Consider the following 19,023-nt stretch of genomic DNA (forward strand, 5'->3'; position numbering starts at 1 on the left):
GCGGGCCGGTGAGGCCGGGTGAACGGAGCCCGTCGCCAGTGGTCCGGGTCGCGGCGCGGCGTCCACGGATCCGTCCCGGCTCAGAGCGCCGGAGGGCCGGCGAACCCCACTTGGGACGCGGGCAGCACGCGGATGTTCCGCCCGGGGAAGTCGATGTGCCGGTAGATCTCGTTGTGGTGCGCGATCGACTGCCCCGGCGGGACGTAATCACCGGAGGCGGGGCGGACGGACGTGGTGTGCCCGTCCGCGACCAGCACCACGTCGTACCGGTGGCTCAGTGCCTGCCGCGCAGTGGTGTCCACACAGATCTCGGTCGCGAACCCGGTGACAACCACCTCGGTGACTCCCAGCGCCTTGAGGGTCTTGTCGAGCTCGGTGTCCAGGAAGCTGTCCGCGCTGGTCTTGTGGACGATCTCCTCGTCGGCGGCGGGCGCGAGTTCGGGCACGATCCGCCAACCCTCGGTTCCGGCCTCCAGCCCGTTTCCCCGGTGCTGAATCGTCACGACCGGTACGCCGGCGGCTCTGGCGCGTTCGCGGAGCCCGGCGATCACGGCGACGGTCTCCGCGGCCCGGTGCGCGAGCGCCACCAAGGTGTTCTGCATGTCGATCACGAGGAGCGCGGAGGTGTGCGGCATGGGCCCACGGTAGCGGCCTCCTCCGGGGCAGCGAGGTGATCCCGGACAAACGTGCCCACCTGGACCCGTCCCGGGGCGGCCGTCAGCGGGATGCGGGCGAGGCCGTGCGTATCCGTATCAGCGTGGCCCCGAGCCCCAGCCAGACGACGGCGAACAGCCATCCGGCCACCACATCCGTCGCCCAGTGCACTCCGAGCAGAACCCGGCTCACCCCGACGGCTGCGGCCCAGCAGCCGAGCAGGACAGCTACGGCGGCGGTGCCGGTGCTCGTGCCGGAGGCAGCGGCACGGGCTCGGCGCAGCCGTGCCCGGTGACCGATTGCCGCCACCAGCAGACCCGCCATCAGCGCGGATGTCGTCGCGTGCCCGGACGGGAAGGACAACCCCGAGGCGTGCGTCGCCCAGTCGCCCACCGCCGGGCGCGGGCGTCCGACCGCTTCCATCAGGCCGAAGCGCAGTGCCTGCCCGAGCAGCAGGAAGACCAGGGCGCCTGCCGCGCACGCCAGTCGGTGGCGTATGTCACGGCCGGCTATCAGCCCGGCGGCCACGGCGGCGGCGTACGGGAACACGCCCGTACCCGTCGCCGTGACAACCCTGGCCATGGTGACGAGAGCGGCGGGCCGTCGGTGCAGGGACCAGGTGTGTGCGGCCCGGTCGATCGGCAGCACGGACCCGTGCCGGGCGGTGAGGACCACTGCCGTCAGGCCCAGGAGTCCGACGAACCCGATCAGTACAGCCCCGAGCGCCGTACGGATGCGAGGTACGACCGGATCCTCGGTGCACCGGGTCCGCCCCGTCACCGGGGCCTCCCCGCTCACCGCGCCGCCACCAGCGGACGCAACCGGCTGTCGCGCAGCCTCGCGACGGCCGGAGCGCAGCGCCGGGCGGCGACCGTCAGCGGCAGGGCCACGAGCGCACCGGTGGCCAGTCCGATGAGCACATCGTGCGGATAGTGCACACCGATCCAGACCCGTGACGCCGCCATCAGCAGCGCCGCAGGGACGGCGACCGCGCCGAGCCGGCGGTCGGTCAGCAGGATCGCGACCGCCGCGGCTGCCGCAATCGCCGCGTGATTACTGGGGAAGGACCAGTCGCCCAGCGGCGGGCATGCCTCCACGGTGACCGCATGCAGGGTCTGGCACGGCCGCTGTTCATGGACGGCGAGCTTCAGCAGATCATTGGCCACATACGCGGCCACCACGACCAGGGGCGCACAGAGCGCCATGGCCGCGCGGGCGGGGTCCCAGGAGCGGGACCGCCACCAGGCCGCGAGCATCAGCAGGGCGTAGAGCCCGAGACCGTAGTCCGACCAGGCGTGGATCGTGGAGTCCAGGGCGGCGGGGGAGCGCCGGGCGAGCTCGGTGATCGAGGTGTAGAGGCCACCGTCGAGCGAGGTGGCGGCCGAGGCGAGCGGCATCAGGTCCGGTCTCCTTCGACGGCGCGCCTGCCGCGCGAGCGCAGCAGTTCGGCAGCGAGGGGGATGAGGGAGACGACGACCACGACGGCGACGATCGGTAGGAGGTAGCGGTCGACATTCGGCACCGACGACCCCAGCCCGTAGCCCGCGAGCACCAGCCCGACCGTCCAGATCGTTCCGCCGACGATCTGCCAGAGCGCGAACTGCCTGGCGGGCACGTTGAGCGCCCCGGCCAGGGGGTTGAGCACCGTACGCACCACGGGGACGAAGCGGGCCAGCACGATCGCCCGTGCATGGCCGTATCTGTCGAGCAGCTCCTCCGCGCGGGCCGCGCCTTCGTGCAGCCTCCTGGCCCGGCTCCGGGCCAGCAGGGCGCGGCCGCCGCGGCGCCCGATCCAGTACCCGGTCTGTGCGCCGAGCAGCGCGCCGATCACGGAAGCGATGAGCACCTGGAACAGGGGGAGGTGGACCGGACCGTGTGTGCCGGGCACACTGAGCAGACCCGCTGTGAACAGCAGGGAGTCGCCGGGGAGGAAGAAGCCGACAAGCAGCCCTGTCTCGGCGAACAGCACGGCCGCGATGCCGAGCACGCCGAACGCGGCGAGCAGTGACCCCGCGTCCAGCAGGTTCACCGCTTGCGGCGCAGCCGCCAGTGAGGATACGGACACGGCGGAGGGCCTCCCATAATGGTGAGCGGGCGCTCCGGCGGGACGCCCGACTGACTACAGTGGTGTAGACGGTCTACATCACTGTAGACGTCCGAAGCGGGAGGAGAGTTCCCATGTCCCAGGCGCAGGGGATATCGAGCGGAGATCCGGACCCGCTCGGGCCCGGTGAGGCAAGCCCTCGACCGCACGGCGGGCCGGGCCCGGAGTCCGGTGCGGCACCCGGTGCGGAGCGACGCCCGGCCGGGGAGCTGGAATCCACCGTCCTGGCGGCCCTCTGGGCGGCCGACGCCCCGCTCACCCCCGGCCAGGTGCAGGGCGCCCTCGGCGCGCCCCTGGCCCGCACCACCGTCACCACGATCCTGACCAGGCTGTACGAGAAGGGCACGGTCACCCGTACCCGTTCGGGGCGCGGCTTCGCGTACACCCCCACCGAGGACGCGCCCGGCCTCACCGCCCGCCGGATGCACAGCGAACTGCAGAAGGAGGAGGACCGCAGCACCGTGCTGGCCCGATTCGTCTCGCAGCTCACCGACGAGGACGAGCAGCTGCTCAGGGAACTGCTCGACGGAGACGCCCGATGATCTACGCCGTGTGGGTTCCGCTGCTGATGCCGTTCGTCGCGGTCCCCGCGGCCCGCCGCCTGGCGGATGCCCTGTCACCCGTGCGCGCCGTGCGGCTGCTCGCCTCGACGGCCGTCGGCCTCGCCCTGTTCAGCACGCTCGCCCTGGTGCTGCTCGTGGTGCCCGGTGCGACCCGGCTCTCCGCCGTGGCCGCGGTCGGTGAACTCGTGAAGCCGCTCGCCGACGTCGCACCCGACGTGACCGTCCCGCTCGCAGCCGCAGCAGTCGCCCTGCTGGCCGGGTGCGCCGTCGCAGTCGCCCGTACCGTCCGCCGCCACTGGGTGGAGCTGCATCGTGCAAGCGTGCCGGCCGACGGCTCGGAGGGGGAACTGGCCGTTGTGCGCGACAGCCGCCCCGACGCCTACGCACTGCCCGGACTCCCGGGCAGTCCCGGCCGGATCGTCGTCACCACGGGCATGCTGCGCGCCCTGGACCCCGCCGAACGCGATGCCCTCCTCGCACACGAGCGCGCCCACCTCGCGGGGCGCCACCATTTCTTCCTCGCCGGAGCCGAACTGGCCGCCCGCTGCCACCCCGCGCTGCGCTCCCTGCGCGCACCCATGGGCTACGCGCTGGAGCGCTGCGCCGACGAGGCGGCGGCCATGGCGGTCGGCGACCGGCGGGTCGCGGCGCGTGCGATCGGCCGCGCCGCGCTCGCCGCACGCGCTGCCGAAGGAGCCGAGGGCCGACCCCGCGTGGCGCTCGCCGCAACGGCGGGGCCGGTGCCGCGCCGGGTCGAGGCGCTGCTCGGACGAGCGACCCCCCGACCGCGCGTCGGCCGTGCGGCCGCGGCGGCACTGCTGGCGTGCCTGGCCCTGTCCGGCGCGGCCGCACTCGACGCGACACATGATCTGCACAGCAGTATCGAGGTCGCGCAGGGCGAGAGCCCGCAGCGCTGATACGGCACGGCGCGGGTGTCTTTCCTGCGAGCGCCGACCGTGTGTGGCCGGGGCAACTCCTTGCCGACGGCCGGGGATCCAGGGCTATGCCTGCCGTCTAGCCACGCCGTCAACCGACGGCGGCGTGGTTACACTGGGCGCCATGGGTTCGTACCACTACTTCCGCTGATTCCGGGCATGGACGCCGCCGCGCGACGCTGAGCGTCGCCGTGTGACCCGTACGGTCACCACCGCGTGCCGCGCATCCCTTCCTTTCCGCCCGCCGGACACCCTGTCCTCGCAGCGCCCTTCCGCGCGCCGTCGAGGGCACGTCACCTCAGGGAAGCCCACCCATGCCTGACCAGCACGACCGCGCCCAGCTGACCATGAAAGACGTCTCCAAGGCGTACGGAGACCGAACCGTCCTCGACCAGGTGTCGCTCACCGTCCGCCCCGGCGACCGCGTGGGCGTGATCGGTGAGAACGGCTCCGGGAAGTCCACACTGCTCCGGCTGATGGCCGGGGCCGAGAAGCCGGACACCGGCGACGTCACCGCCCGGTTCCACGCCGGCATCGGCCACCTGTCCCAGACCCTCGCGCTCGGCGCCGCCCACACCGTGCAGGACGCCATCGACTCGGCACTCGCCGAGCTGCGTGAACTGGAACAGCGGATCCGCACCGCGGAAGCCGCGCTGGCCATGTCCGAAGCCCCGACCGAAGCCGAACTCGCCGCATACGGCGACCTGCTGACAGCGTATGAGGAACGCGACGGCTACCGGGCCGATGCCCGGGTCGACGCCGCGCTGCACGGGCTCGGGATCGGCCACCTCACCCGTGACCGCCCCCTCGGCACCCTGTCCGGAGGCGAACAGTCCAGGCTCGCACTCGCCTGCGTGCTGGCCTCCGCCCCCGAACTGCTGCTGCTCGACGAGCCCACCAACCACCTCGACCTCCATGCCACCAACTGGCTGGAGGACCACCTGTGCGCCCACCGCGGAACCCTTGTCGTCATCACGCACGACCGGGCCTTCCTGGAGCGCACCACCACCGTGATCCTGGAGGTCGACCGGGATCTGCGCAGCGTCGTCCGCTACGGGGACGGCTGGGACGGCTACCGCAGCGCGAAGGCCGCCGCCCGCCGCCGCTGGACCCAGGACCATCAGGCATGGCTGGACGACCTGACCCGTACCCAGGAACTGGCCGACGCGGCGGGCCGACGCCTGGCCGCCACCGGGAAGGACCCCCACGAGGGCTGGGGCAAGCACCGCCGCTCGCACGAGGCCAAGCTGTCCGGACAGGTCCGAGCGGCCGGAACCCGACTGGACGAGCTGCGGCGGTCACCCGTACCCGCCCCGCCCCAACCGCTGCGTTTCACCGCTGAACTGACCGTCGCGGCGGACGGCGAACCGCACCAGGAACCACTCGCCGAACTCGACTCCGTCGTGGTCGGCGACCGGCTCGACCTGCCTGCCTGGCAGGTGACTCCGGGACAGCGACTGCTGGTCACCGGCCCCAACGGCGCCGGGAAGACCACTCTGTTGCGGGTCCTGGCCGGAGACCTCCGCCCCGACCGCGGCACGGTCCGCCGTCGGGCCAGGATCGGCTACCTCCCACAGGAACTTCCCGCCAGGCCGACCCGCCGTACGCTCCTCGCGACCTTCGCCGCCGGGCGTCCCGGCCACCCCGATGACTGGGTGGAACACCTGCTCGCCCTGGGCCTGTTCCGGCCGGAGGATCTGACGGTGCCCGTCGCCGCCCTCTCCGTCGGGCAGCAACGACGGCTCGCCATCGCCCGGCTGGTCACCCGCCCGGCCGATCTGCTGGTGCTGGACGAGCCGACCAACCACATCGCGCTCGACCTGGTGGAGGAGCTGGAGGCTGCACTGGTGCAGTACAGGGGAGCGGTGGTCGTGGTGTCGCACGACCGCAGTTTCCGCAGCAGGTTCGTCGGCGACAGGCTGGAGCTCCGTGCCGGACGACCGGTCGCCGGGACCCGCACGTAGAGTTCGCGCAGCACGACCGACGCGAGACGAGCCACCCGGAGCAGCTGCTGTGAGAGTGATCATTTTCGGCGCCACCGGGATGGTGGGCCAAGGCGTACTGCGGGCCTGCCTGCTCGACGACCGGGTCGAGAGCGTCCTGATCGTCGGCCGTACGCCGGCAGGTGTGCGGCACCCCAAGATCCGTGAGGTCGTCCACCGCGACTTCACGGACTTCTCGGCGATCGACGCCGAACTCACCGGGCTCGACGCGTGCTTCTTCTGCCTCGGCGTCACCTCGGCCGGTCTGAGCGAGGAGGAGTACTCCCGCATCACGTACACGTACACCCTGGCCGCGGCCCGGGCGGTCGCCGCCCACAACCCGGGGCTGACCTTCACATACGTCTCCGGGGAAGGCACGGACAGCACCGAGAAGGGCCGCACCGCGTGGGCGCGGGTCAAGGGGCGCACCGAGAACGAACTCCTGGCGATGGACTTCCACGCGTACATGTTCCGGCCGGGCTACATCCAGCCGCTGCACGGCGCGACGTCGAAGACCGCCTTGTACCGCTGGATGTACCGGGGTGTCTCCTGGCTCTATCCGGTGCTCCGGCGGATCATGCCGAACCATGTGACGACCACCGACAACATGGGGCGTGCCATGATCGCCGTCGTCGGCCGGCAGGGCTCGGGCGAACACATCCTGCACAGCCAGGAGATCAACCGCGCGGCCGGCGCATAGCCTCTCGGCGTCCCTCCCGGACGTGTTCCGCCAGCCGTTCGACGAAGATCCGCTGGCCCGAGACGAGGCGCCGCGCCGCCTCATCCGGCGTGCACCAGGCGAACCGGTCGATCTCCGGGAACTCCTTCTGCACGCCGGACCCCCGGGGCCACTCCATGGTGAACGTCCCGGGCTCGGCACGGGCCGGATCGACATCGGCCTCCAGCGCCCACACGACCACCGACTTGCCACCGGTCTGACGGGACTCACCGAGCGGCACCCACACACCGTCAGGTGCCGGGTGGCCGAACTCCTCCTCGAACTCCCGGCGGGCAGCGGCCTCGGGTTCCTCATCGGGGCCGTACTCGCCCTTGGGGACCGACCACGCCGCAGCCTCACGCCTCGCCCAGAACGGGCCGCCCATGTGCCCGATGAACACCTCGAACCCGGCGCCCCCGTCCGTGGACCGGAACAGCAGAAGACCCGCACTGCGCTTCTGAGACGACATACCGTCAAGTCTCCCCAAGATCACGCGTGTCATCGAGCCGCCGCACCCTGTTTCCCCTGAGGTTCCCGAGGCCCCCTGGTGCGTGGCAGTACGTGCGGCCATGCTGTCGGCCGACAGCGCTTACTGCCCGCCCAACCACCGCGAATCCAGGAGGATCTGTGGGCCCTGGCATAGTCGGCAGAGCAACGCGACCCCTCGTACTGCTTGCGACGGTGTCCGCGATGACGGTGGGAGCCATCGCCCCCGCCGTCGCCGATTCGACCCCCGACCCCCGTCCCCGTAACTCCGCAGAGATCCTCAGACCGGTCGCGCCGCCGGCTGCGAGCAACGCCGTCGGAGCGCCCCGAGCCGTCGTGGACGACGACGGCATCGAGACGGCCCGTACCTCCCGCCCGATCGCACCCGGCATCCGCCTCAGCTCGTACGACCGGCTCGAGTCGGACAAGTGGCTCCGGGTCGACTCCCTCTCCGTCGACCTCGACGGCAGCGGCGCACAGGCCGACTACCTCTCCACCGGCAAGGTGTCCGACCGGCGTACGGTCTCCGAGCTTGCCGCCGGACACGACGCGGGCCCCGGCCGCCGGACCGTCGCCGCGATCAACGCCGACTTCTTCGACATCAACCAGACCGGTGCGCCCGAGGGCGTCGGCATCAAGGACGGGGCGACCGTCCAGTCCCCGGCCCCCGGAGTCAACCGGGCGGTCGGCATCGGCCCCGACAGCGCGGGCCGCATCCTGAACCTGTACTTCGAGGGCACGCTCACCCTGCCGTCCGGCCAGCAGCCGCTCGCCGCGTACAACGCCGCCAATGTGCCGGCCGGGGGAGTGGGCGCGTACACCTCGGCCTGGGGGACCGCCGACCGCGCACTGACCGTGGACAACGCAACACCCGTCGCCGAAGCGGTGGTACGGGACGGCAAGGTCGTGTCCGTGTCCTCCACCCCCGGCTCGGGCACCGTCCCCGACGACACCACGATCCTCGTCGGCCGCGAGGCCGGGGCCACCGCGATCAAGGCGCTCCAGCCCGGCGACCCCGTGTCGCTGACCTACCGGGCACGCACCGAAGGCGGCCCCGTACCGCGTACCGCGGTCGGCGGCCGGGAACTCCTCGTCGTCGACGGCGTCGCCCGGAACCACGACGGCGAGGGCAACAACACCGCCGCGCCCCGCACGGCCGTCGGCTTCTCCCAGGACGGCCGCACGATGCAGATCCTCACCATCGACGGCCGGCAGGCCGACAGCGGTGGCGTCACCCTCACCGAACTCGGCCTGATGATGCGGCGCGCCGGCTCGTACAGCGCGCTCAACCTGGACGGCGGTGGCTCATCGACCCTCGTCGCCCGCCGGCCCGGCAGTGACGCTCTCCAGGTGGAGAACAGCCCCTCCGACGGCACCGAACGCACCGTACCCAACGGTCTCGCACTCACCGCCCCCGACGGCAGCGGCCGCCTCGACGGATTCTGGGTCGACACCCGCACACCGGCCGGCTCCGCACCGGGCGTCGACCCGGTCAAGGGCGGCCACCCCGAGCGGGTCTTCCCCGGGCTCACCCGGCGCCTGACCGCGACCGGATACGACGAGACGTACGGCCCCGCCACCGGCACCCCGCACTGGCGCGCCACCCGTGGCGACACCGGAACGGTCGACGGCAACGGCCTCTTCACCGCGCGCCGCAGCGGCACCACGGACGTCCACGCCGAACGCGGATCCGCCCACGGCAGCACCACACTGACCGTCCTCGACAAGCTGACCCGGATCGAGCCGACCACCCGGCGGGTGGGCCTCGCGGACGCCGAAGCCATCGGCACCTTCGGCATCGTCGGACTCGACGCGCACGGCACCAGCGCCCCCGTCGAACCGCGCGACGTCACCCTCGACTACGACCACGCCCTCTTCGACGTACGCGACGACAGCCAGGGCAACTTCACCGTCACCTCACGCACCGGCAACGGCGCCGGCCAGATCAAGGCGACCGTCGCGGGCACCACCACCGCCCTCGCGGTCAGCGTCGGCCTCACCGAACAGGCCGTCTCCGACTTCGACGACGCCGGATCCTGGAAGTTCAGCCAGGCCCGGGCGAGCGGCTCCCTCTCCGCCACCCCCGACGGCCACACCGGCACCGGCCTCAGGCTCAGCTACGACTTCACCCAGTCGACCGCGACGCGCGCCGCCTACGCCGCGCCGCCGCAGCCCGTCGCCGTGCCCGGCCAGCCCCAGTCGTTCAAGCTCTGGATCAAGGGCGACGGCAGGGGCGCCTGGCCGACTCTGCACCTCAAGGACGCCGCGGGCTCCGACCAGTTGCTCCGCGGACCGTACGTCACCTGGACCGGCTGGCGGCAGGTGACCTTCGCGGTACCGGCGGGTGCGGCCATGCCACTCAGCGTGTACCGCTTCTACCTCGCCGAGACGGCGGCTGCCCAGCAGTACACCGGTGAGATCGTCGTCGACGACCTCACCGCCCAGGTGCCGCCCACCGTCGACCTGCCCGAACAGACGACCCCCGCCGACCCGTTGATCGATCCGGCGGCGGTCACCGAACACCGGGACTGGCAGTTCGCGGTCATGTCCGACGCCCAGTTCGTCGCCCGTGACCCGGACAGCACGATCGTCGCCCAGGCCCGGCGCACCCTGCGCGAGATCAAGGCGGCGCACCCCGACTTCCTGGTCATCAACGGTGACCTCGTCGACGAGGGATCACCCGCGGACCTCGCCTTCGCCCACCGGGTCCTGACCGAAGAACTCGGCGACTCGCTGCCCTGGTACTACGTGCCCGGCAATCACGAGGTGATGGGCGGGAAGATCGACAACTTCATCGCCGAATTCGGCCCCGCCCAGCGGACGTTCGACCACAAGGGCACCCGTGTCATCACACTCGACACCTCCGGCCTCACCCTGCGCGGCGGCGGCTTCGCCCAGATCAAGGAACTGCGCGCGCAGCTCGACGCGGCAGCCGAGGACCGCGACATCGACTCGGTGATGCTGATCGAGCACGTACCGCCGCGCGACCCGACCGTACAGAAGGGCAGTCAGCTCGGGGACCGCAAGGAGGCGGCCCTGGTCGAACAGTGGCTCGCCGACTTCCGTCGTACGACGGGCAAGGGAGCCGCGTTCATCGGCAGCCATGTCGGGGTCTTCCACGCCTCGCACGTCAACGGGGTGCCGTATCTGATCAACGGCAACTCCGGCAAGGCGCCGGCCGGCCCGGCGGACGAGGGCGGCTTCACCGGCTGGTCCCTCGTCGGCGCGGACCACGTCTCGCGCGGCGAACAGGCCGCCGCCCGGCAGAAGCCGTGGCAGGGCGCGCCAGACTGGGTCTCCGTACAGACCAGGGCGCATGTCGACGCGCTGGCCCTCGACGCCCCGTCCGTCCTCGCTGCCGGAAACACCGCGAAGGTCACGGCGACCGTCACCCAGGGCGTCCGCAGCATTCCGGTCGCGTTCCCGCTGGCCGCCGACTGGACCGGGTCCCCGAACGTCCGTATCGGTGACCCGGACGGCGCCCGCCACCGGCACGCGGCGGTCTTCGACCCGGTCACCGGCACGCTCACGGCGCTCCGGCCGGGCACGGTCACGCTCGCGGTGACGGTCAACGGGACGACGCAGCGGACGCAGATCCAGATTGCCGCGGCGGCCTCCGCCTCAGCGGCCTGACCGACGGCCCCGTCCGCAACCCACGTGTGGACACATCGGTCCCGCACCCGGCTCTCCCCGAGAGCCGGGCGCGGGACCGCTGCTTGCACCGTGCCTCTACACCTTGCGGTAGGAGTACGCCTCCGACGCCGCTGCCTCCACCGCAGCCAGATCGCCGCCCGCCGACGCAGTGACCAGCGCGGCCACCGCACCCTCGATGAACGGCGCGTCCACCAGGCGTGTCCCGTCCGGCAGTTCGTCGCCCTCGGCCAGCATCGACTTGACCGTGAGCACCGCACTGCCGAGATCGACCAGCACCGCGACCCCCACGCCGCCGTCGACGGAACGGGCGGCTTCGGCGATCAGCTGCGCACTGGTGCCGAGCCCACCCGTCTGCGTGCCACCGGCCGCGGCCACCGGGGCCGTCGCACCACCGGCCGCCAACCCCCTGGCCAGCTCGGCGACCGCCTCGGCGACCGGCCCGCTGTGCGAGACCAGCACGATCCCGACCTGCTTCTCCCCGCTCATGCGTCGTCCCCGTTCTCCGTGCCTGTGCCGCTCGTCCCGGCAAGTGCGGCGATCAGCAGTGCCGAGGACGTCGCCCCCGGATCCTGGTGCCCGATGCTGCGCTCACCGAGATAGCTCGCCCTGCCCTTGCGGGCCTGCATCGGTACGGTGGCGGCGGCGCCCGCCTCCGCCGCGTCCCGGGCCGCTCCGTGCGACGTCCCGAGCGCGGCGGCCCCCGGCAGCAGCGCGTCGAGCATGGTCTTGTCCCCGGCCTGCGCCCCGCCCAGCTGGGCGACGGCCGCGACACCCACGGCGAACGCCTCGGCCAGCTGTTCCTCCATCACCGCGGGCGCATCGCCCAGCGCCTTCCCCGTACGCCGCAGCAGCGTCCCGTACAACGGACCCGAAGCCCCGCCGACCGTCGAGATCAACTGCCGTCCCGCAAGCATCAGTACGGCCCCCGGCGTCTGCGGGGACTCCTTCTCCAGCACTGCGGTCACCGCGGTGAATCCGCGCTGCATGTTGCTGCCGTGGTCGGCGTCCCCGATCGCCGAGTCGAGTTCGGTGAGGTGATCGGCCTCGCGATCCACCGCGGCGGCGGCTGCGGCCATCCAACGGCGGAAGAAGTCGGCGTCCAGCACAAGATCTCCTTGTCCCTGAAGCATCGTCATGGGTGTACGGGCGGACGTTCTCAGCGGCCCCAGCGGAGGGCGGGTGTCTCCACCGGCGCGTCCCAGAGCCGCAGCAGCTCCTCGTCGAGTTGGCACAGCGTCACCGAACATCCCGCCATGTCGAGCGAGGTCACATAGTTCCCCACGAGCGTACGAGCCACGGAGACATGCCGCTCGGACAGCACCCGCTGCACCTCGGCATTGAACCCGTACAGCTCCAGCAGGGGCGTCGCCCCCATCCCGTTGACCAGCACGAGCACCGGACTGGTCGGCTGCAGATCGTCCAGCACCGCGTGCACCGCGAAGTCGGCGATCTCCCGCGACGTCATCATCGGACGTCGTTCCCGCCCCGGCTCACCGTGGATCCCGATCCCCAGCTCCAGCTCGCCGGCCGGCAGATCGAAGGTGGGGGAGCCCTTGGCGGGCGTGGTGACGGAACTGAGCGCCACCCCGAAGCTCCGCGACGACTCGTTCACCTGCCGGGCGATGGCCTCCACCCGCTCCAGCGGTGCACCCTCGTCGGCGGCCGCCCCCGCGATCTTCTCGACGAACAGTGTCGCCCCCGTCCCGCGCCGCCCCGCCGTGAACAGACTGTCCGTCACCGCCACGTCGTCATTGACGAGCACCTTGGCGACCTGCACGCCCTCGTCCTCGGCGAGTTCGGCGGCCATCTCGAAGTTCAGCACATCACCGGTGTAGTTCTTGACGACGAACAACACCCCGGCGCCACTGTCGACCGCGGCGGCGGCGCGCACCATCTGGTCAGGAACCGGCGAGGTGAACACTTCACCGGGACAGGCGGCGGACAGCATCCCCGGCCCGACGAACCCGGCATGCAACGGCTCATGCCCGGACCCACCCCCGGAGACGAGCGCCACCTTTCCCGCCACGGGAGCGTCGCGCCGCATGACGACACGGTTGTCGACATCCACGGTCAGTTCGGGGTGAGCGGCGGCCATACCGCGCAATGCGTCCGCAACGACGGTCTCCGGGACGTTGATCAGCATCCTCATGGGTACCTCCTGATGAGATGGGCAGGCGAGCTGCTGAGCAGGGTATTTGCAGTTCAGGGCATGTGGTGCGAATTGTTGATCTTGGCGGTTCATGGCGGCGAGGGGCGGTTCTGTGCGGTGCTGATGCCGACACAATGCTGACTTTCCTGATGCATTGCCAGGTGAGACAGCGCTGAGTGCGAGTTGCGAGTGCACATTTTTCATGCCAAGTATCAACGGGCGGATGCTGAAAGTCGCGTGTACGCCTGCCGATGACCTGGCTGAGGCGGTGGAAGAGGGCTTTCCCTCAGCACCCGGACGCTGAGATCATCCTCGGCTTCCCCGGCCTCGGCGTTCAGTTCGGTGCCCGGGTCCTCGCCGGCGCTTCCATGAGGCCATTGCCTTCCCGTCCTCGCCTGCCCTGGTGGTGGTTGTGTAGCTCGCCTCGTCGGCTGCACCGGAGGCCGCACCCACGGCTACGCCAAGCAGGGCGCCGGATGCGGATACAGCAAGGTCAAGGGCCTCAGCGCACCTCTCGGGACGTCTCCGCCTCACTGGTCGCACCACTGATCGCCGCCACCAGGCTGCGCAGGGGACCCATCGAATCCACACGTGGGGCAGCCGCGTCCGTCGCCGAGAGCATCCGTACCGCCCACGCCTCAGGCGCCGGCGGTCTCTCACAAGATCATCAATGGTGGCGGTAGGTACTCACGGAAGCTCCACCTCCAATTAAGCAACCGTGTCGATGGTCACGCGGAATCTCTCGTTCCGCGCATAGCTTCCGCATGGATTCCCTTTACCTTTCCTTGGTGATCTTGCTGACCGGCAGGATCGGAAGGGATGACACACCGTGTCCAGAGAGACCACCGGGCGCTCGCGCCTGAGACGCAGCAGGGGCCGTATCGCCCTGGCGTCAGTGCTGGTTCTGGCGGCCGAGGCCGCACTGATATCCGGCCAGACAGCCACCGCCGCACCGGACGGACAGTTAACGCCGGGTACGGCCACGGCGACCGCCAAGTCTTACTCCAAGAAGGAGATCTGGGAGTCGGACCTGGGGTGGGCGGCTCAGCACGCCAAGGGCTCGAAGGCCTGGGCGATCACTCAGGCGAAGAAGACCGGGAAGAGGGTCGTCGCCACTGACGAGACGACGCCCACCACGTACACCGTCGCCAACCCGGACGGCACCCTCACCACCGAACTGACCGCCGGCCCCGAACGGGTCTGGAAGAACGGCGCGTGGCAGAAGGCCGATGCCAGACTCGTCCGGGACGCCGACGGCGGCATCGCCGCGAAGGCGCACCCCAACGGCCTGCGCCTGGGCGGCAAGAGCGGAACCCCGCCGAAGTCGCTGCGCGCGGCGCAGGACGACACCGCCCGTGACCTCGTCACCCTGGGCAGTGACGACAGCAAGGTGACCCTCCAGTGGAAGGGCGGCCTGCCCCAGCCCGAACTGGACGGCACCCACGCCCGCTACCGGAACGCGGTGCCCGGCGCCGATGTGATCGTCGAGGCCACCCGTACCGGCTTCGAGCAGTTCGTCGAGATCTCGGAGCGACCGGCCGGCGCCTACGCTTACACCCTCCCGGTAAAGGCCAAGGGGCTGAAGGCGAAGGCCAACAAGGACGGTTCGGTCACCTTCACCGATGCCAGGACCGGTGCGAAGCGGGCCATCATGCCCGCTCCGGTCATGTGGGACGCCGCCGTCGACAAGGTCTCCGGTGAGCACACCCACCGCGCCCGCGTCGACATGAAGGTCGTAAGCAAGGGCGCCGGAGAGGTCGACCTGGTGGTCACCCCGTCGGCGAAGTTCATCGCGGACCCGGCGACGAAGTTCCCGGTCACCGTCGACCCGTCCACCTCCGCGCTGGCGAACACCTTCGACACGTACGTGCAGCAGGGCGAGACCGTCGACTGGTCCACCGATGTCGAACTCGACTTCGGTAACCCGGGTACCAAGAACGCCGACGGCACCCCGCGCACAGCGCGCTCCTTCATCACCTGGAACACCACACCGATCCAGGACGCGCTCATCGTCGACACCAACCTGTCGCTGTGGAACTTCCACTCCGGCAACACCGACTGCAGCGCCCAGAAGTGGACGGTCTGGGACACCAGCGCCCCCTCCACCTCCTCGCGCTGGGCAGCACAGCCCACGTGGAATCAGGAGTACCACTCCTCCACCGAGACCAAGGGCAATCCGGACTGCGCCGCCACCCAGCCCGACGGCTGGATCAACGCCGACGTCGACACCCTCGTCCAGACCTGGGCGTCCGCCAAGGCCACCCGCGGCCACATGGGCCTACGAGCCGCGACCGACGACACCAAGGCCTGGAAGCGGGTCAACTCCGCGAACAACACGGCGAACCAGCCCAAGCTGAGCGTCACCTACAACTACCGGCCCTCCGACGGCACCAACCGGCAGGCCGGTGCGCCGTTCAAGTCGTACGCGGGGGTGTGGGCGGTCAACACCACCACCCCGACGCTGCGGGACACGTTCACCGACCCGGACGGCGACAAGGTCAACGGCACCTTCCAGGTCTACGACGCCGCCACGAACACCCCGATCACCACGCCCGCGGGCGAGGGCCTGATCGTGTCGGACTTCGTCGACTCCGGGAAGCCGGCCTCCGTCACCGTCCCGGCCGGGCAGCTCCAGGACGGCAAGACCTACAGGTTCCGCACCAACGCCTACGACGGCACCCACTACAACCTCAGCTGGTCCCCCTGGACCCAGTTCGTCGTGGACACCACCGCCCCCGGCCTGCCGGACGTCACCTCGACGACCTACCCGGAGAACCTGCCAGGCGGCGCCACCGGTGAGCAGGGCCGGTTCGACGTCGACACCAAGACCGACGACGCCCGCGAGGTGCAGTACCGGGTCGGTCCCGCCGACACCGACGACGACGGCAACAGCGGCAACACCAGCCCCGACGGATGGCAGAGCACGCCGGCGAACCCGACCCTCAGCGCCACCGCGTCCTTCTCCGTCACCCCGACCGCCGACGGCAGCCACCAGGCGGAGGTGCGCACGGTGGACCGGGCCGACAACGTGGGGACGACCCGCGTGTACGGCTTCGCCTCGCCGCGCCGAACCGACACCGGGCGCGCCAAGGTGGTCGACATCGACCTGCCCACGCCGAACATCACCGCGGCCCCACCGGCCTTTCATGACGGGCCGCAGCCCGCGTGGGAGTGGGTGACGACGCGGGCCAACGGGACCGTGGCCGACGGTAAGCCGCAGGTGTACCGCAGCGAGAACGGCACGAGCCGTTCGACGGTGACGATCACGCCGCTCGCGAAGCTGGAGCGCACTCCGGAGCAGATGGAACAGTTGGAGGGGACACAGCCGCGGCCGCGGCTCGCCGAGTACCCGGACCCGATCATCACGGGCTCTTGGTGTGATCCCACCTCGGTCAACATCGAGGCGCAGATGACCCGGACCGAGGCGTGCCTGCCGCAGCAGGTCTCCTACAAGGTCACGGACCTGTCCACACCGCCGAAGGTGTATGAGCAGATCTTCGATGTGCTGTACACGGTGAAGGTCGATCCGGTGAGCAACAAGATCAAGACGTGGATGCAGATCTTCCCCAAGCAGCTGGGCTTCGCGCCCAATCTGCCGTTCCCCGGCGGCGTCAACGGGATGATCACCCTCGACGTGCAGTCCTGGTGCCAGTCCGACGGCTGTGACAAGCAGCAACAGGACTGGGACTTCTATGGAGGCAAGTCGACCTGGAACGGGAACCAGGACCAGCACATCATCACCGGCATCGCCGACTTCGAGTGGAACGGCAACGTCAACAACGCCGCGGGCACCAAGGACAGGGACCTGTCCAAGGTAATGCCGCTGCGGTGGTGGATGGACTGGGGCACCACCGTGCCGGGCGTTCCGGTCGAGGATGACTCCAAGGGGCCCTCGCTGCCCGTCACGGCACGCTGCGACAAGGTCGTCTCCGGCAAGAACCCCGGGTGCGTCCTGCCGGCGTACAAGCCGGGCTACACCATCAACTCCGAGGCGTTCCCGGGTGCGGCGGCGCACATATGGTTGATCCAGAACAAGCACGCCAAGAAGCTGGGCCAGTCCCCGCAGACCCCGCTGCACTACCTGCCGTCCAAGGCGCGCAACGCGCCCGGCCAGGAGACCGAGAACAAGCTGGACAACGGCAAACCGGGTAACCGCAAGGCGATCTGTGGACGGGCGTTCCGCAAGCACCCCGACACCGCCACGATCGCAACCCCGAGCGGCAACGCCGACCCGATCTCATGCGACGAGTATCCGTTCGCGGCGACGTACGAGTCCTCAGGATTCCCGACGGCCAACGGCGGTCTCAACGCTGCCCAGAACATCGACTACGCGGGCCTGGAGTGCGTGCAGACGGTGGTGGCCAAGGGTGACGGCACCCGTGAGCACCTGTACAACGACACGACGTACGACGACCCGAAGTGGCCTGCGCTGTGCGGCCGCTCGTCGATGTCGAACTACGTCAACACACAGTCGATGCAGCCGTTCGGCGTGAAGTTCGCCAAGGATTTCCGGCTGCTGGACTACGACGAGTACTGGGTCGATCCGGCCAACGCCCGCTTCTCGGGCTGCGACCCGTCCCAGGCTGTCATCAAGTGCAAGATGAACTGACCGGCCACCGTGCCGTGCAACTCCTGATGACCTGACCTACCTGGTTCAGGAGACGGGGCGGGGACACCCGGCATCCGCCGAGTGCCCCCGCCCCTTCCCCCTATTCCCATGGAGGACACGATGAGCGACGTTCTGCCCGCATGGGCCGCCATCACCAACTGGCTAGCAGCACACGCGCCCGCCTCGCACGCCACACTGCGACCGGGCGCGACCGAGGCCGATGTCCAGTCCGTCGAAGACGGACTGGGAGCACCTCTCCCTGCGGACTTGGTGACGCTGCTGCTGACGTGCAACGGAACAGTCGACGCGTCGGACGTAGAACGCGACCCCGACGAGTACGACCCTGGTCTGTTCCTCGCCCAGCATCATCTGCTGCCGCTGGAGGCAATCGTGGCCGTCCGCGGCAGCGGCGAAAGTGCCGATCAGTTCTGGGGCGACTGGGTGCCATTCGCCGTCGCCGACTATGCAGTCACCCCGTGGGACGGCCTGGCCGTCGAACCGGGTGGCAGGCTCGCCACCTTCTCCCAAGCCAGTGGCGAGCCGCCGTCCCAGCCGCATACCGAACCCGGGCACGCGTCGCTCGCCGAGTTCCTGAACGCTCTAGCAGAGGCCCTCACGCGAGGCACCGGCCCGTTGACTGCCACGGCTACGCCTGGGTTCCACGAAGGGGCGCTGGTGTGGGGGCCGTTGCCAGGTGATGCTACTCCCTGGGCACCAGCGCACTCGGAGAACGAGTCCCCAGCCTAGACAGCGGAAAACGCGCGGGTCGACCACGGCGCCACACCCGCCGGCCGGGCATCGTAGCGGCCCGCGCGGCTACTCCTCCTCCGAGCCCGGAAGGCTGTGTGCAGCCTGTGTGATGCGCCTGCGTGGAATTCCTTGGGTGAGGACGGGACAGGCGGACGTATCCGCGCCGAGTTCGCCTACGGCGGTGACCCGCGCCACTGCGGATGACCGCCCGCGGCGGCTCTGATGTTTTCGTCCCGGCGGTGGGCTTGCTGGGCCGCATCCCGTCCCGTCAGCAGTGCCGCTGCCTGATGCTGCACGTGATCGGCCGCCAGTTGAGCTTCGGAGACGACGTCACCACATTCGCGTACGAGGTCCTCATAGATCGGCAGGTGATCGTTTTCAGTGGAGGTGCGTGTCACAGTCGACCCTTCGGCTGCCGC

The 19,023-nt window shown here is 70.4% G+C and carries 16 protein-coding genes and 1 pseudogene; 8 read left to right on the forward strand and 9 right to left on the reverse strand.

Annotation, left to right across the window (positions count from 1 at the left end):
• Positions 1–80 precede the first annotated feature (80 nt).
• The 4 genes from OHA88_RS39555 to OHA88_RS39570 all read right to left on the reverse strand — a co-directional run bounded on the left by OHA88_RS39555 (position 81) and on the right by OHA88_RS39570 (position 2,719).
• On the reverse strand, positions 81–635 hold the full coding sequence (locus tag OHA88_RS39555; protein WP_328629075.1) for a cysteine hydrolase family protein: 555 nt from the start codon (positions 633–635) through the stop codon (positions 81–83).
• 82 nt (positions 636–717) lie between these two features.
• Positions 718–1,434 (reverse strand): phosphatase PAP2 family protein, encoded by a 717-nt coding sequence (locus OHA88_RS39560; protein WP_328629076.1) that lies wholly within the window; start codon positions 1,432–1,434, stop codon positions 718–720.
• 14 nt (positions 1,435–1,448) lie between these two features.
• On the reverse strand, positions 1,449–2,051 hold the full coding sequence (locus tag OHA88_RS39565; protein ID WP_328629077.1) for a phosphatase PAP2 family protein: 603 nt from the start codon (positions 2,049–2,051) through the stop codon (positions 1,449–1,451).
• A complete protein-coding gene (locus OHA88_RS39570; RefSeq protein WP_328629078.1) occupies positions 2,051–2,719 on the reverse strand; it encodes a DedA family protein in 669 nt (222 codons plus the stop codon). The genes OHA88_RS39565 and OHA88_RS39570 overlap by 1 nt, the downstream gene beginning before the upstream one ends.
• Before the next feature lie 248 nt (positions 2,720–2,967).
• Here OHA88_RS39570 and OHA88_RS39575 point away from each other — a divergent pair, with 248 nt between their 5' ends.
• The 4 genes from OHA88_RS39575 to OHA88_RS39590 all read left to right on the forward strand — a co-directional run bounded on the left by OHA88_RS39575 (position 2,968) and on the right by OHA88_RS39590 (position 6,938).
• On the forward strand, positions 2,968–3,300 hold the full coding sequence (locus OHA88_RS39575; protein WP_051878105.1) for a BlaI/MecI/CopY family transcriptional regulator: 333 nt from the start codon (positions 2,968–2,970) through the stop codon (positions 3,298–3,300).
• A complete protein-coding gene (locus tag OHA88_RS39580; protein WP_328629079.1) occupies positions 3,297–4,238 on the forward strand; it encodes a M56 family metallopeptidase in 942 nt (313 codons plus the stop codon). The genes OHA88_RS39575 and OHA88_RS39580 overlap by 4 nt, the downstream gene beginning before the upstream one ends.
• A 332-nt stretch (positions 4,239–4,570) precedes the next feature.
• Positions 4,571–6,220 (forward strand): ribosomal protection-like ABC-F family protein, encoded by a 1,650-nt coding sequence (gene abc-f / locus OHA88_RS39585; protein ID WP_328629080.1) that lies wholly within the window; start codon positions 4,571–4,573, stop codon positions 6,218–6,220.
• Between the two features lie 49 nt (positions 6,221–6,269).
• A complete protein-coding gene (locus OHA88_RS39590) occupies positions 6,270–6,938 on the forward strand; it encodes an NAD-dependent epimerase/dehydratase family protein (protein ID WP_328629081.1) in 669 nt (222 codons plus the stop codon).
• Here OHA88_RS39590 and OHA88_RS39595 read toward each other — a convergent pair.
• Entirely contained in the window at positions 6,916–7,425 is a 510-nt protein-coding gene (locus tag OHA88_RS39595) for an NUDIX domain-containing protein (RefSeq protein ID WP_328629082.1), read from the reverse strand. The genes OHA88_RS39590 and OHA88_RS39595 overlap by 23 nt on opposite strands.
• A 221-nt stretch (positions 7,426–7,646) precedes the next feature.
• On the opposite strand from OHA88_RS39595, the gene OHA88_RS39600 reads away from it, so the two are divergent.
• On the forward strand, positions 7,647–11,075 hold the full coding sequence (locus tag OHA88_RS39600; RefSeq protein WP_328629083.1) for a phosphodiester glycosidase family protein: 3,429 nt from the start codon (positions 7,647–7,649) through the stop codon (positions 11,073–11,075).
• 96 nt (positions 11,076–11,171) lie between these two features.
• Here OHA88_RS39600 and OHA88_RS39605 read toward each other — a convergent pair whose 3' ends face one another.
• From OHA88_RS39605 to dhaK, 3 genes are read right to left on the reverse strand one after another with little or no spacing between them, the layout of a single operon-like run.
• A complete protein-coding gene (locus OHA88_RS39605; protein ID WP_328629084.1) occupies positions 11,172–11,582 on the reverse strand; it encodes a PTS-dependent dihydroxyacetone kinase phosphotransferase subunit DhaM in 411 nt (136 codons plus the stop codon).
• Positions 11,579–12,202, reverse strand: a complete 624-nt coding sequence (gene dhaL / locus OHA88_RS39610) for a dihydroxyacetone kinase subunit DhaL (RefSeq protein ID WP_328629907.1) — start codon at positions 12,200–12,202, stop codon at positions 11,579–11,581. The genes OHA88_RS39605 and dhaL overlap by 4 nt, the downstream gene beginning before the upstream one ends.
• 50 nt (positions 12,203–12,252) lie before the next feature.
• Positions 12,253–13,245: a dihydroxyacetone kinase subunit DhaK gene (gene dhaK, locus OHA88_RS39615; protein WP_328629085.1), complete on the reverse strand. Its 993-nt coding sequence runs from the start codon at positions 13,243–13,245 to the stop codon at positions 12,253–12,255.
• A 226-nt stretch (positions 13,246–13,471) separates the two neighbouring features.
• On the opposite strand from dhaK, the pseudogene OHA88_RS39620 reads away from it, so the two are divergent.
• The 3 genes and pseudogenes from OHA88_RS39620 to OHA88_RS39630 all read left to right on the forward strand — a co-directional run.
• A pseudogene (locus OHA88_RS39620) lies at positions 13,472–13,604 on the forward strand (IS110 family transposase); the annotation flags it as partial.
• A 671-nt stretch (positions 13,605–14,275) separates the two neighbouring features.
• Entirely contained in the window at positions 14,276–17,854 is a 3,579-nt protein-coding gene (locus OHA88_RS39625) for a DNRLRE domain-containing protein (protein WP_328629908.1), read from the forward strand.
• Between the two features lie 120 nt (positions 17,855–17,974).
• A complete protein-coding gene (locus OHA88_RS39630; protein WP_328629086.1) occupies positions 17,975–18,601 on the forward strand; it encodes an SMI1/KNR4 family protein in 627 nt (208 codons plus the stop codon).
• 176 nt (positions 18,602–18,777) lie between these two features.
• Here the strand turns inward: OHA88_RS39630 and OHA88_RS39635 are convergent, their stop codons facing one another.
• Positions 18,778–19,002, reverse strand: a complete 225-nt coding sequence (locus OHA88_RS39635; RefSeq protein WP_328629087.1) for a hypothetical protein — start codon at positions 19,000–19,002, stop codon at positions 18,778–18,780.
• Positions 19,003–19,023 lie beyond the last annotated feature (21 nt).

This window comes from Streptomyces sp. NBC_00353, from assembly GCF_036108815.1.
In the GTDB taxonomy this organism is placed as follows: domain Bacteria; phylum Actinomycetota; class Actinomycetes; order Streptomycetales; family Streptomycetaceae; genus Streptomyces.

Bases quoted from the DNA above. Each gene is read 5' to 3' on its own strand.
- OHA88_RS39555 (WP_328629075.1), bottom strand. From the start codon at position 635: ATGCCGCACACCTCCGCGCTCCTCGTGATCGACATGCAGAACACCTTG.
- OHA88_RS39600 (WP_328629083.1), top strand. From the start codon at position 7,647: ATGACGGTGGGAGCCATCGCCCCCGCCGTCGCCGATTCGACCCCCGAC.
- abc-f (WP_328629080.1), top strand. From the start codon at position 4,571: ATGCCTGACCAGCACGACCGCGCCCAGCTGACCATGAAAGACGTCTCC.
- OHA88_RS39605 (WP_328629084.1), bottom strand. From the start codon at position 11,582: ATGAGCGGGGAGAAGCAGGTCGGGATCGTGCTGGTCTCGCACAGCGGG.
- OHA88_RS39580 (WP_328629079.1), top strand. From the start codon at position 3,297: ATGATCTACGCCGTGTGGGTTCCGCTGCTGATGCCGTTCGTCGCGGTC.
- OHA88_RS39595 (WP_328629082.1), bottom strand. From the start codon at position 7,425: ATGTCGTCTCAGAAGCGCAGTGCGGGTCTTCTGCTGTTCCGGTCCACG.
- OHA88_RS39630 (WP_328629086.1), top strand. From the start codon at position 17,975: ATGAGCGACGTTCTGCCCGCATGGGCCGCCATCACCAACTGGCTAGCA.
- dhaK (WP_328629085.1), bottom strand. From the start codon at position 13,245: ATGAGGATGCTGATCAACGTCCCGGAGACCGTCGTTGCGGACGCATTG.
- OHA88_RS39565 (WP_328629077.1), bottom strand. From the start codon at position 2,051: ATGCCGCTCGCCTCGGCCGCCACCTCGCTCGACGGTGGCCTCTACACC.